Genomic DNA, 12,651 nt, shown 5'->3' on the forward strand with positions numbered 1-12,651 from the left:
GCAAATATCCCCGCTAGGAACGTAACCGGGGCAGTTGCCAGTTATGCCGCAGACTTGCCAGCCGGATGCCCACTATAACGGTAACGGCTATACCCTGCGCAATATCTCCGGAAACACCGGTAAAGTGCCCGGCAACCAGGTACAGGATGCCACCCGCTATGGACGCGGCTGCATATATTTCACGGGTAAAAAGAATGGGCTGCTCCCCGGTGATAACATCGCGCAGCAATCCGCCGAAAGTACCGGTAATTACGCCCAGCGCCACACATATAGGCATGGGAAGCCCTGCTGCCAGTCCTTTGTTGATACCGGTAATAGTAAAGAGTCCCAGCCCTATCGCATCAAAAGTGCTGAGTAAACGGGTGAGTTTTTTTACATAGGAAAAAAATAATGCGGCAATAATGGCGGCCACAATAATAGCACTGTTGGTGAGTTCATCCGTCATCCAGGCAACTGGTGTGGCGCCGGTTAGGAGGTCGCGGATAGTACCGCCGCCAATAGCCGTGATAAAGGCCAGCGCCAGTAGTCCGATTACATCATACGATTTATTAATAGCTGCTGTGGCTCCCGAAACAGCAAACGCAAAAGTGCCCAGTAATTCCAATACCTGGATGAAGGTAAGCTGCATTCTCCTTGTCGTATTTATGAACTAAGGTAAGGATACTTTATATGACTATAACAGGAGAAAAGCAACTAATTAATGCTGCTTAATAATCATCCTCATAGGCAGATTCACCACGAAGCGTACGCTCTATCTGGTTACGCAGACCATGACTGAATCCTTCCACTTCAATTTTCGGATGATGATCCAGGTAGATCAGGAAACGGCCTGTTTCCTTTGAAACAAGGTCATAAATGTCTTCCAGCAAAGCACAAAGTAATTTCCGGGTGTGTTCGGCTATCTGCGCAAGAGAAGAATCTTCAAAATGCCGGTATTCACGGTTTTTATAAGATAAGGCAATCTGTATCATAACTGATGGTTTTTCTGCAGGATTTAGGATTACCGGTTAAAATATGGCTAACCGGCTGGTTTTCATTATCTAATTATTAATTCTGACATAAAAATAGGCAAAAAGAAATTGTTTTTTTAATACGAAAGGGTGATTTTTTATCCAGTTAACGCTACCGTCCCTATATTGTTCATTTTTTTTCTATTATAATTTGGCTACCATTGCAAATTATTCTTACATAATGAAGAAACTTACGCTACTCATTGTTTTTATCGCGCTGTATTATTTACCCACACAGGCGCAGCCCGGAAAGGGCATCCGGTGGAGCCTCGACGGCAAATCTTATTTTAAAGCCACCCCGGCCGGAATCGAATCTTTCCCGCTTTCCGGTGAACCATCTTCCCTTAAAATTCCCGCAGCCAGCTATCATAGCCTTGCTATAAAGGATTTTTATTTTTCCGGAGATGAAAAAAAAGTACTGCTTTATACCAACTCAAAGAAAGTATGGCGCTACGAAACCCGCGGCGACTACTGGTTACTGGACATTGCCAGCGGAAAGCTGCTGCAGCTCGGGAAAGATAAGCCCGCATCTTCTCTTATGTTCGCTAAATTATCACCGGACGGCACCAAAGCCGCCTATGTAAGCGGACATAACATTTTCGTGGAAGACCTCTCCACCGGCGCCATTACTCCCATCACTACTGATGGTACCCGCCGTTTTATCAATGGCACATTCGACTGGGCCTATGAAGAAGAATTCGGCTGCCGCGACGGCTTCCGCTGGAGCCCCGACAGCAAGCGCATCGCCTACTGGCAAATCGATGCCACGAAGATCCGCGACTTCCTTATGATCGATAATACCGATTCTATATATTCCTTTACAGTACCGGTGGAATACCCGAAAGCAGGAGAGAGCCCTTCCGCCTGCCGCATCGGCGTAGCAGATATACAATCTGCTAAAACAACCTGGATGCAGGTTCCAGGCGATCAGCAACAACACTATATTCCCCGTATGGAATGGGTACCCGGTAAAAATACTCTCATCATCCAGCAGCTGAACCGCAAACAAAACGAAAGCAAAATAATGCTCTGCGATGCCGCTAATGGAAACGTTCGCTCTATTTACCAGGAAAAAGACAGCGCCTGGATCGATGTAAAATCACGCTGGGACGATGACAACATCGCCGGATGGGACTTTATCCGCAACAGCAAATCTTTCATCTGGGTAAGTGAACAGGACGGCTGGCGTCATCTCTACAATATTTCTACGGAAGATGGTAAAGCTACCTTGCTCACACCCGGTAACTATGACGTGATCAGCATTGCCAAAATTGATGAAGCCACCAACACTATCTATTTCCTGGCCTCACCGGATAATCCCACCCAGCAATATCTTTACAAGGTGCCGTTAAACGGCGGCAAGGCGGAACGCATTACGCCGGCCAACGAACCCGGTTCCCACGAATATAAAATTTCACCTTACGGCGCATGGGCTATCCACGACTTTAGCAACGCCTATACTTATCCTGTTAGCGAAAACCTGCAGCTGCCTGCGCATAAAAGCAATGGCAATACAGTATTGAATGCGATCACCAAAGGCGCCGCAGCGCCCAATAAACCGGAGTTTTTCAGCATCACTACGGTTGATGGTGTTACCATGAGCGGCTGGATGAGCAAACCCGCCAATTTTAATCCCGCTAAAAAATACCCCGTGGTATTTTATGTATACGGCGAACCCGCCGGCGCTACCACTTTGGACGCCATCGGTGCAGGCCGTAACTTCCTCTATGATGGTGACATGGCAGCCGATGGATATGTATACGTATCAATGGACAACAGGGGCACCCCGTTGCCCAAAGGCCGCACCTGGCGTAAATGCGTGTACCGCAAAGTAGGATTGATCAATGCACGCGACCAGGCAATGGGCACTAAAGCGCTGCTGCAGAAATATACTTTTCTTGATCCGCAACGGACCGCTGTATGGGGCTGGAGCGGTGGCGGCTCTATGACGCTGAACCTCCTGTTCCAGTATCCGGAAATTTATAAAACAGGGATCGCTATTGCCGCAGTAGGCAACCAGCTTACTTATGATAACATTTACCAGGAACGTTACATGGGCCTGCCCGAAGAAAACCGGGAAGACTTTGTAAAAGGTTCGCCTATCACTTACGCAAAAAATCTCCAGGGCAACCTGCTGTACATCCATGGCACCGGCGACGATAACGTACATTATCAGAATGCGGAAATGCTGCTGAATGAACTGATCAGGTATAACAAGCAGTTCCAGTTTATGGCTTATCCTAATCGTACGCACAGTATCTCTGAAGGACAAGGAACTTTCGAGCACCTGTCTACTTTATATACTAATTATTTGCGTTCGCATTGTGAACCGGGCGCAAAATAAGTACCTTTGCCTCCCTAAATTGAAAAGTATGTCCAGGACAGCTATTATTGGAATACTGGCAGTGTTGCTGGTGATTGTATGCGCCTTTTTGCCGTGGTCGGTGGTAGACGTGGAAGGCAGGCACCTGGTATTTACAGGCGTAAACGGAACAGGTTCCAATTACGGAGAGCCCGGCCGGTTATGTATTATCCTTTCTGTACTGGCAATTGGAATATTCCTGGTTAAGAACAAGTGGGTGTCCAGGGTGAACCTCTTTATTGTAGGGTTCCTGCTGGCCTGGACCTTCAGGAATATGTTATTGTACTCAAGATGTGAAATGGGCGATTGCCCGCAGTCGCAACCCGGTCTGTACCTGTCTTTCGCCGGTGCGCTGGTGGCTTTTGCCTGCGTGTTGTTTACACGCTCGCCAAAAAGCAGTAAATAAGGAACGAATAACAAAAGCGGCATCCGGGTAATTTCCGGATGCCGCTTTTTTATTTTCAGAAGATGGTTTTATGTAAGATCCACGCACCTGCCAGGATACCGGCTCCCATCACCCAATACCGTAAAATTACCGGGAGGGGACGTTGCGCGGTTACTTTCGCCTTGATAAAACTGAAAATGGTGAGCCCAAGGAAAACCAGCAGGATACTGGTTTGTGAGGCAGCCGCGAAATTTTCATTGGAGAGATAAGGCCCCAGCGAAAGGATACCGCCAAGCAAAAAGAAAACCCCTGTCATCAACGCACTCTTGATAGCACGGGAACGGCTAAACGCAGATTCCTTTACTTTCTCGTGTTCCAGCATCAGCTCCCATGAATGGGCATCCTTCTCCATTTCCTGTTCTATATGCGCAATCACACGTGGCGTGATATCCAGGCGTTGTAACTTGGTCCGTTCCTGGTCCGACAACAGGGCGCTGTCGTGCTGCAGGTCGCCTTTGTTAGCCTGGAACGCGCTGATCATCACCAGCACAGCGCCGATAATCCACGCACACAGGTGAATGGTATAAAAGGTCTGGACCTCAATGGGAAATACCTGTATCACCTGCGTAGCAAAGAACAACAGGAAAAGCCCATCGGGGAACCCGATTAAAAAATCTGTCTTCCATCCTGAACTACGGATGGCTTTATGGGATGTAGTCATACAAGGTTCACTAACTGAAAGCCTGCTCCAGGCTTCTTTTAATGATTTGCACACAATCATTGATCTGTCCGGCATTGATAGACAGGGGAGGTGCAAACCGTATTTTATCACCGTGTGTAGGCTTGGCCAGCAGGCCGTTTTCTTTTAAAGTAAGACAAAGGTCCCAGGCAGCTTCCGGGTCTTTATGTTCAATAACGATGGCATTCAGCAGTCCTTTACCACGGATGGTGGTGATGTATGGCGAATGCAGTTCCTTCAGGCCGTTGCGGAGCAACAGGCCCATTTCCGCAGCGTTTTCCGCCATCTTCTCATCCTTCAGTACCTGCAGGGAAGCGATGGCCACCTTGCAGGCGAGCGGGTTGCCGCCGTAGGTAGAGCCATGTTCGCCCGGCTTGATGGTGAGCATGATCTCATCATCCGCGAGTACGGCGCTCACCGGCAGGGTGCCGGCCGACAAAGCCTTTCCGAGTATCAGGATATCCGGGCGCACATTTTCATGATCGCATGCCAGCATTTTACCGGTACGGGCCAGCCCTGTCTGGATCTCATCAGCAATGAACAGTACATTGGCGTCGTGGCAATACTGCCGCGCTTTGGACAAATATCCTTCATCCGGTACCATCACACCGGCTTCGCCCTGTATGGGTTCCACCAGGAAACCGGCTACGTTTTTATCCTGTAAAGCCTGTTCCAGTGCGGTTAAGCTGTTGTATGGAATTACTTCATAACCCGGCGTAAACGGACCAAAGTTATCACGTGCCGCAGGATCTGTACTAAAGGAGATCACATTCAGCGTACGTCCGTGGAAGTTATTGGCGCATACAATGATTTTTGCTTTGTCTTTCGGAACGCCTTTTACAATATATGCCCAGTGGCGGCAAAGCTTCAGCGCTGTTTCCACCGCTTCCACACCCGTGTTCATGGGCAGCACTTTATCATATCCGAAATAAGTAGTGATGTATTGTGCGTATTCTCCCAGCAGATCGTTGTGAAATGCACGGGAAGTAAGTGTCAGCTTTTTTGCCTGCTCTATGAGGGTGGCAATAATTTTAGGGTGACAATGCCCCTGGTTTACGGCAGAATAGCCGGATAGAAAATCATAATAACGTTTGCCATCCACATCCCATAAAAAAACACCTTCGCCCCGGTCCAGTACAACCGGCAGCGGATGATAATTATGGGCACCATACTGTTCTTCCAGCGCCAGGTAATGTTGTGATTTTTCGCTTATCGTGTATGAAGGTACCATAACTCAAAAGTAAGGAAAAAGATGAAAGAAGCTGTTAGCCGTCAGCTAACAGCTCCGGGCTAATTGCCCCCTTTCAGCTTCTTTACCAGGTCCACATATTCCTGCATAGCCGCATCTTTCGTTTTACCTTTCAGCTCCGCCCACGCTTCATGCTTGGCTTTCGCCACAAAGTCAAACGGGTTGGAAGGGCCGTCATTATCCACATCGCCGGTTGTTCCCTGTTTGTACAGGGCGTACAGCTGCAGCAAAATTTCATTGGACGGTTTCTCCGGCAGGGTTTTACTCGCTGCCACTGCCTCTTCAAACTGACTAGTTAGTTCCATGTGCGGTGAATTTTTAATTTTTTAATAATATGGGGTAACACCCTCATTTTCCCTTATGTCTATAAAGTTGAGCTTTATATATTAATATATCAAAAAAAGCCCGCGCTAAGGTTTCTATCTCCTTAAAAACCAAATAACAAAACATAATTACTAAACGCATTAACTAATGAACTAATTTCAATACCTTTGCCGGCTGAAAAGGTCCGATGCAGTACATTGCAGCAGACTACGGAACAGCAAAACATCATATGAAGAATATTCGCAATTTTTGTATCATTGCCCATATTGACCACGGTAAAAGTACCCTGGCAGACCGTTTACTGGAGTTTACACATACTATTTCCGACCGCGACATGCAGGCCCAGGTGCTGGATGACATGGATCTTGAACGTGAAAAAGGTATCACCATCAAGAGCCACGCTATTCAAATGGATTACACTGCAAAAAATGGTGAAAAATATATCTTTAACCTGATTGATACCCCCGGCCATGTGGACTTCTCCTACGAAGTATCCCGCGCGCTTGCCGCCTGTGAAGGAGCGCTCCTCCTGGTAGATGCCGCACAGGGTATCCAGGCACAAACTATTTCAAATCTTTACCTGGCACTGGAAAACGACCTCGAAATCATCCCCGTTATCAATAAAATTGATATGCAGGGCGCCATGATCGAGGAAGTGAAAGACCAGATCATTGAACTCATCGGCGTAAAAGGAGAAGATATCCTGCTCGCTTCCGGTAAAACCGGTATCGGCATCGAAGATATCCTCGAAGCCATCGTACACCGTATTCCCGCTCCAAAAGGCAGTAACGACGCGCCATTGCAGGCACTCATCTTCGATAGCGTATTCAACTCCTTCCGTGGTATCATCGCATATTTCCGCGTGTTCAACGGCTCCATCAAAAAAGGAGATAAGATCAGGTTCTTTAACAGCGGGGAAGAATATTTTGCAGATGAAGTAGGCATCCTGAAACTGGGCCTCGACCCCCGCAAGGAAGTGTTCACCGGGGATGTAGGGTATATTATTACCGGTATCAAAAGCGCTAAGGAAGTAAAGGTAGGAGACACCATCACGTTGTCGAACAACCCCTGCCTGGAAGGTATCAACGGATTCCAGGAAGTAAAGCCAATGGTATTCGCCGGTATCTATCCTGTAAATACAGAAGATTTCGAAGAGCTGCGTGAATGTATGGACAAACTGCAGCTGAACGATGCCTCCCTGACCTATGAGCTGGAAACCTCACAGGCGCTGGGTTTCGGCTTCCGTTGCGGATTCCTCGGTATGCTCCACATGGAAATCATCCAGGAACGCCTCGAAAGGGAGTTCAATCAAACCGTGATCACCACGGTTCCCAACGTAAGCTTCATTGCACACACCACCCGCGATGGTGTAATCACCGTAAATAACCCGAGCGAAATGCCCGATCCCACCAAGCTGGACAGGATCGAGGAACCTTTCATCCGCGCACAGATCATCACCAAACCCGAATATATCGGTAACATCATGACCCTGTGCCTCGGCAAACGCGGTAACCTCCTGAATCAAAGCTATCTGACCACCACCCGTGTGGAGCTGATGTTTGAAATACCACTGACAGAAATCGTATTCGACTTTTATGATAAACTGAAAAGTCAGACACGCGGATACGCCTCCTTCGATTATACACCGATCGGATTCCGCGACAGTGACATCGTGAAAATGGATATCCTCCTGAACAACGAAAAAGTGGATGCACTCAGTGCCCTGATCCACAGAAGCCGTGCACAGGAGTTTGGCCGTAAACTCACCGAAAAACTGAAGGAACTGCTGCCACGCCAGCAATTCCTTATCGCCATCCAGGCTGCCATCGGCGCAAAGATTGTTGCCCGCGAAAATATCAGCGCTATGCGTAAAGACGTAACGGCGAAATGTTATGGCGGTGACATCTCCCGTAAACGCAAATTACTGGAAAAACAAAAAGAAGGTAAGAAACGTATGCGCCAGATAGGTAACGTGGAAATACCACAGGAAGCATTCCTGGCGGTACTCAAACTGGATGATTAAGAAAATAATACCGATACTTTTTATAAGGATGAGGGAAGATGAACCGGCTATATAGCTTTCATCTTCCCTCATCCTTTTTAACTTTTCTAATTCCGGGAAAAACTTACATTTGAGAAAACCAATCACCCATGCGTTCTTTAGTTCTCTCTTTAACATTCGTATTCTCTGCGCTCACTTTCTCTGCTGTAAAAGCCCAACAGGCGCCACCTGCAGCCGATGAAGTAGTAAAAGATGCCTGCGCACAGGCAGCAAAAGCCAATAAAAAAGTGATCGTCATCTTTCACGCATCCTGGTGCGGCTGGTGCCATAAAATGGATACCGCGATGAATGATGCCAGTGTTAAGAAAGCATTCGATAATAACTACGAGATCCGTCATATCACCGTGTTGGAAAATGGCGCCAACAAAGCACTGGAAAACCCGGGCGGCGCTGACCTGCTGGCAAAATACCACGGCGATCAGGAAGGTATTCCTTTCTGGCTGGTATTAAACACCAACGGCGAACTGCTGGCCGACAGCCGTATGAAAGGTCCTACCGGTAAACTGCAAAATGTTGGTTGCCCTGCCCAGAAAGAAGAAGTGGAATACTTTGTAGGCATCCTCGAAAAAACATCAAAAATGAAACGCGGAGAACTGGACGCAGTACGCACCCGGTTTGGTAAAATAGCCTCCGCGGCACACTAAAACGTATTTTGTCTTTCTCAGGATTACGCTGATTTTACTGATTATATTTTAAAAAGATTAGGGGAGATAAAGGTAGGTATATCCACTTTTATCTCCCCTAATCTTTTTAAATCAAAAGTGATCAAATCCATAAATCAGCATAATCAGTCTAATCCAGAGAAAGACAAAATCCGCGGAAAATTCGTACTTTACCACTCCTTTCATACACCAGCCAATCTCCCGGAAACAAGTTTTTATACAACAATCTATTCATATGCACCTGACTGCACGGGAAACCGAGAAATTATTACTGCATCTGGCCGGAGAACTGGCCGAGAAAAGAAAAGCAAGAGGACTGCGCCTTAACTACCCGGAAGCCATTGCCCTCATCAGCAGCCGTTTAATGGAAGCAGCCCGCGACGGGAATACCGTGGCCGCGCTCATGCACTACGGCGCTACCATTCTTACCCGCGAAGATGTAATGGAAGGAGTCCCCGAAATGATACACGAAGTACAAATCGAAGCTACCTTTCCCGATGGCACCAAACTGGTCACCGTACACGATCCTATCCGTTAACCATTATTAAATCTTACAACCATGATCCCCGGAGAATATTTTTTGAAGAAAGAAGATATCATTGCCAATGCCGGCCGGAAAACGGTCAGGGTCAGCGTGGTGAACACCGGCGACAGACCGGTACAGATAGGCTCCCACTGCCACTTTTTTGAAGTGAACCGCATGATGTCCTTCCCCAGGGAAGCGGCATTCGGTATGCGGCTTAATATTCCTTCAGGCAACGCAGTACGCTTTGAACCAGGGGAAGCCAAAGAAGTAGAACTGGTGGAACTCGGCGGCGCCCGGAAAGTGATCGGTATCAACAACCTCGTAAACGGCGATACCACCGATCCTGCTGTAAAAGCCGCTGCCATCGCCAAAGCAGCTTCCCTCAACTTTAAATCAGAACAACTATGAGCCTGTCTATCAGCAAAACAAAATATGTAAACATGTACGGTCCTACCACCGGCGATCGCGTACGGCTGGCAGATACAGACCTCATCATCGAAATAGAAAAAGACTACAACGTATACGGCGATGAAAGTAAATTCGGCGGCGGCAAAAGCGTGAGAGACGGTATGGCGCAATCGGCCACTGCACTGCGCAGCGAAGGCGTGCTCGATTTTGTGATCACCAACGTGATCATCATTGATCATTGGGGTATTGTGAAGGGAGATATAGGGATTAAAGACGGTAAGATCGTTGCAGTAGGGCAGGCCGGTAACCCCGATACAATGGACGGTGTACATCCGCAGCTCATCATCGGTGCATCTACCGAAGTACATAACGGCGCTAACCTCATTGCTACCGCAGGTGGTATTGATACGCACATTCACTTTATCTGCCCGCAACAGGTGGATCACGCCCTCTTCAGCGGGGTAACCACCCTGATAGGCGGCGGTACAGGTCCGGCGGATGGCACCAGCGCTACCACGGTAACGCCGGGAAAATGGAACATCCAGCGCATGCTGCAGGCCGCAGAGGCATACCCGGTAAACCTCGGCTTCTTTGGTAAAGGCAACTGCGCTACTACGGAACCATTGGTGGAACAGATCGCCGCCGGCGCACTGGGACTCAAAATTCATGAAGATTGGGGCGCTACACCGGCCGTAATAGACGCTTCCCTGAAAGTAGCCGATGAACTGGATGTACAGATCGCCATTCATACCGATACGCTGAATGAAGCCGGTTTCCTCGAAGATACACTTAACGCCATCAACGGCCGCGTAATACACACCTTCCACACCGAAGGCGCCGGCGGCGGCCATGCACCGGATATCATCCGCGCAGCCTCCTTCCCGAATGTATTACCCGCATCTACCAATCCCACGCGCCCATACACGGTAAATACCATCGATGAACATCTCGACATGCTGATGGTATGCCATCACCTGGATAAAAAAGTGCCGGAAGATGTGGCCTTTGCAGATTCCCGCATCCGCCCGGAAACCATTGCTGCAGAAGATATCCTGCACGACATGGGCGTATTCAGCATCATGAGCTCCGACTCACAGGCAATGGGCCGGATCGGTGAAGTGATTATCCGCACCTGGCAAACCGCCGATAAAATGAAGAAACAACGCGGCGCGCTGGAAGAAGATAAAAACAGCGACAACGATAACTTCCGCGTAAAAAGATACATCGCCAAATACACTATCAACCCGGCCATCGCACACGGCATTTCCACACATATCGGTTCCCTGGAACCCGGTAAGATGGCGGATCTGGTGTTATGGAAACCCGCCTTCTTTGGCGTGAAGCCGGAAATGATCATCAAAGGCGGCATGATCAATGCCAGCCGCATGGGCGATCCCAACGCATCCATTCCAACACCGCAGCCGGTGGTGTACCGCCATATGTTTGGCGCACACGGAAAAGCACTGCTGCACACCAGCGTATTGTTCGTATCTGCGTTATCGTTAGAGAAAGGGATTAAAGAAGAATACGGTTTGCAGAAGCAGCTGTTACCGGTGAGCAACTGCCGTAACATCTCCAAAAAAGACCTGATCCACAACGATAAAACACCCGATATCACCGTAAATCCTGAAACATACGAAGTACGGGTAGACGGTGAAAAAATTACCTGCGAACCGTTAAAGGAACTGTCGCTCGCACAGCGCTATTTTTTATTTTAACCCGGAGGAGATATGTTGGTAAGGGAAATCATAGGGAATACGGATACGCATACACGCAGCAGTAAGGAAACAGACCTGCTGCCGCTGGAGTGGTTTGAAACCTCCCGGCGCATTCAGCGGAAACATACTGCCGGCGGCCGTGAAGTAGCATTGAAGTTTACAAAGGAAGGGCAGCAGCTCAGGCAAAATGATATCCTTTACCAGGATGATGACCTCATGATCGTGGTAGATATCCTTCCCTGTGAGGCCATCGTGATCAGCCCGCGGAATATGGCGGAAATGGCAAAGGTGTGTTACGAAATCGGTAACAAACACCTGCCGCTTTTCCTCGAAGAAGAACAACTGCTGATTCCCGCAGATGAACCGCTGTACCGCTGGCTGCATGCAGCCGGTTACCCGGTGGTAAAAGAACGCCGCAAGCTCCTGCACATCCTGCGTACTAACGTGCAGCCACATACGCACGGCAACGGCGGCCCTTCATTTTTTGAGAAGATCCTGGAACTGGCGTCAAAATAAAGCATATGGAACAGCATTATCTCGGCAGTTTACTACACCTGGCAGACAGCACACTGCCTATTGGCGGCTACACGCATTCTGCCGGGCTGGAAACCTTTGTGCAGCAGGGTTTGGTGAACAACGCTGCTACGGCGGCCACCTTTGTACGTAACATGCTGCAGAATAATATCCGTTACAACGATGCCGCATTTATGAGCCTCGCTTATACCGCAGCTACACAAAACAATGTGAGTGAACTGCTGGAGCTCCATCAATTATGCACCGCCGTAAAGGCGCCGCGCGAACTCCGGGAAGCCAGCCAGAAGCTGGGAGCGCGGCTCACACGCATTTTCAGCCGCAGGTATACCAGCGAACTGGTTACGCAATATGAAACAGCTGCGGGCAACAGCCCGCACTACTGCCTCGTATTTGGCATCTATGCGCAGCTTACTAATATCCCGTTGTCGTCCGCGTTGTACGCATACTATTACAACGCCGCTATGGGAATGGTGACCAACTGCGTAAAGCTGGTGCCCCTCGGGCAAATGGACGGGCAGGACATCCTCTTTGACCTGCAACCTTTATTGAAAGAACTGACGGAAGCAACAATACAACCCGATAAATCACTGCTCGGGCTTTGCAATGCGGCATTTGATATCCGCAGTATGCAGCACGAACGCCTGTACAGCCGGTTGTATATGTCGTAACTAT

The 12,651-nt window shown here is 48.6% G+C and carries 14 protein-coding genes; 9 read left to right on the plus strand and 5 right to left on the minus strand.

Features of this window, described 5'->3' with window-relative positions:
- Positions 1-13 precede the first annotated feature (13 nt).
- Positions 14-628, minus strand: coding sequence for a trimeric intracellular cation channel family protein (locus tag V7S65_RS08250; protein ID WP_079471843.1), 615 nt, complete (start codon positions 626-628; stop codon positions 14-16).
- Positions 629-707: 79 nt separating this feature from the next.
- Entirely contained in the window at positions 708-971 is a 264-nt protein-coding gene (locus tag V7S65_RS08255) for a hypothetical protein (protein ID WP_079471844.1), read from the minus strand.
- A 220-nt stretch (positions 972-1,191) separates the two neighbouring features.
- On the opposite strand from V7S65_RS08255, the gene V7S65_RS08260 reads away from it, so the two are divergent.
- The gene (locus tag V7S65_RS08260) at positions 1,192-3,354 is read left to right on the plus strand and encodes a S9 family peptidase (protein WP_336388577.1); all 2,163 of its coding nucleotides are present in this window, start codon (positions 1,192-1,194) and stop codon (positions 3,352-3,354) included.
- 28 nt (positions 3,355-3,382) lie between these two features.
- Positions 3,383-3,778 (plus strand): hypothetical protein, encoded by a 396-nt coding sequence (locus V7S65_RS08265; RefSeq protein ID WP_079471846.1) that lies wholly within the window; start codon positions 3,383-3,385, stop codon positions 3,776-3,778.
- A 55-nt stretch (positions 3,779-3,833) separates the two neighbouring features.
- Here V7S65_RS08265 and V7S65_RS08270 read toward each other — a convergent pair whose 3' ends face one another.
- From V7S65_RS08270 to V7S65_RS08280, 3 genes are read right to left on the minus strand one after another with little or no spacing between them, the layout of a single operon-like run.
- Positions 3,834-4,478, minus strand: a complete 645-nt coding sequence (locus tag V7S65_RS08270) for a VIT1/CCC1 transporter family protein (protein WP_159454396.1) — start codon at positions 4,476-4,478, stop codon at positions 3,834-3,836.
- A gap of 10 nt (positions 4,479-4,488) precedes the next feature.
- Positions 4,489-5,727, minus strand: a complete 1,239-nt coding sequence (gene rocD / locus V7S65_RS08275) for an ornithine--oxo-acid transaminase (RefSeq protein ID WP_336388576.1) — start codon at positions 5,725-5,727, stop codon at positions 4,489-4,491.
- A 59-nt stretch (positions 5,728-5,786) separates the two neighbouring features.
- On the minus strand, positions 5,787-6,050 hold the full coding sequence (locus V7S65_RS08280) for an acyl-CoA-binding protein (protein WP_079471849.1): 264 nt from the start codon (positions 6,048-6,050) through the stop codon (positions 5,787-5,789).
- Positions 6,051-6,298: 248 nt separating this feature from the next.
- Here V7S65_RS08280 and lepA point away from each other — a divergent pair, with 248 nt between their 5' ends.
- The 7 genes from lepA (at position 6,299) to V7S65_RS08315 (ending at position 12,647) form a co-directional block, all read left to right on the plus strand.
- A complete protein-coding gene (gene lepA / locus V7S65_RS08285) occupies positions 6,299-8,092 on the plus strand; it encodes a translation elongation factor 4 (protein WP_079472473.1) in 1,794 nt (597 codons plus the stop codon).
- 128 nt (positions 8,093-8,220) lie between these two features.
- The gene (locus tag V7S65_RS08290; protein ID WP_336388575.1) at positions 8,221-8,775 is read left to right on the plus strand and encodes a thioredoxin family protein; all 555 of its coding nucleotides are present in this window, start codon (positions 8,221-8,223) and stop codon (positions 8,773-8,775) included.
- A gap of 253 nt (positions 8,776-9,028) precedes the next feature.
- Positions 9,029-9,331 carry an urease subunit gamma gene (ureA, locus tag V7S65_RS08295; protein WP_079471851.1) on the plus strand — a complete coding sequence of 101 codons (303 nt, stop codon included), beginning with the start codon at positions 9,029-9,031 and terminating at the stop codon, positions 9,329-9,331.
- A 21-nt stretch (positions 9,332-9,352) separates the two neighbouring features.
- The gene (ureB, locus tag V7S65_RS08300; protein ID WP_336388574.1) at positions 9,353-9,727 is read left to right on the plus strand and encodes an urease subunit beta; all 375 of its coding nucleotides are present in this window, start codon (positions 9,353-9,355) and stop codon (positions 9,725-9,727) included.
- Positions 9,724-11,445 carry an urease subunit alpha gene (ureC, locus tag V7S65_RS08305; RefSeq protein WP_079471853.1) on the plus strand — a complete coding sequence of 574 codons (1,722 nt, stop codon included), beginning with the start codon at positions 9,724-9,726 and terminating at the stop codon, positions 11,443-11,445. The genes ureB and ureC overlap by 4 nt, the downstream gene beginning before the upstream one ends.
- 12 nt (positions 11,446-11,457) lie before the next feature.
- A complete protein-coding gene (ureE, locus tag V7S65_RS08310) occupies positions 11,458-11,961 on the plus strand; it encodes an urease accessory protein UreE (RefSeq protein WP_079471854.1) in 504 nt (167 codons plus the stop codon).
- A gap of 5 nt (positions 11,962-11,966) precedes the next feature.
- Positions 11,967-12,647, plus strand: coding sequence for an urease accessory protein UreF (locus V7S65_RS08315; RefSeq protein WP_336388573.1), 681 nt, complete (start codon positions 11,967-11,969; stop codon positions 12,645-12,647).
- Positions 12,648-12,651 lie beyond the last annotated feature (4 nt).

Source organism: Chitinophaga sp. CCNWYY40 (assembly GCF_037483205.1).
Classification (GTDB): Bacteria; Bacteroidota; Bacteroidia; order Chitinophagales; family Chitinophagaceae; genus Chitinophaga; species Chitinophaga ginsengisegetis.

Coding starts and splice junctions, on each gene's coding strand:
- V7S65_RS08250 (WP_079471843.1), bottom strand. CDS start 628: ATGCAGCTTACCTTCATCCAGGTATTGGAATTACTGGGCACTTTTGCG.
- V7S65_RS08255 (WP_079471844.1), bottom strand. CDS start 971: ATGATACAGATTGCCTTATCTTATAAAAACCGTGAATACCGGCATTTT.
- V7S65_RS08260 (WP_336388577.1), top strand. CDS start 1,192: ATGAAGAAACTTACGCTACTCATTGTTTTTATCGCGCTGTATTATTTA.
- V7S65_RS08265 (WP_079471846.1), top strand. CDS start 3,383: ATGTCCAGGACAGCTATTATTGGAATACTGGCAGTGTTGCTGGTGATT.
- V7S65_RS08270 (WP_159454396.1), bottom strand. CDS start 4,478: ATGACTACATCCCATAAAGCCATCCGTAGTTCAGGATGGAAGACAGAT.
- rocD (WP_336388576.1), bottom strand. CDS start 5,727: ATGGTACCTTCATACACGATAAGCGAAAAATCACAACATTACCTGGCG.
- V7S65_RS08280 (WP_079471849.1), bottom strand. CDS start 6,050: ATGGAACTAACTAGTCAGTTTGAAGAGGCAGTGGCAGCGAGTAAAACC.
- lepA (WP_079472473.1), top strand. CDS start 6,299: ATGAAGAATATTCGCAATTTTTGTATCATTGCCCATATTGACCACGGT.
- V7S65_RS08290 (WP_336388575.1), top strand. CDS start 8,221: ATGCGTTCTTTAGTTCTCTCTTTAACATTCGTATTCTCTGCGCTCACT.
- ureA (WP_079471851.1), top strand. CDS start 9,029: ATGCACCTGACTGCACGGGAAACCGAGAAATTATTACTGCATCTGGCC.
- ureB (WP_336388574.1), top strand. CDS start 9,353: ATGATCCCCGGAGAATATTTTTTGAAGAAAGAAGATATCATTGCCAAT.
- ureC (WP_079471853.1), top strand. CDS start 9,724: ATGAGCCTGTCTATCAGCAAAACAAAATATGTAAACATGTACGGTCCT.
- ureE (WP_079471854.1), top strand. CDS start 11,458: ATGTTGGTAAGGGAAATCATAGGGAATACGGATACGCATACACGCAGC.
- V7S65_RS08315 (WP_336388573.1), top strand. CDS start 11,967: ATGGAACAGCATTATCTCGGCAGTTTACTACACCTGGCAGACAGCACA.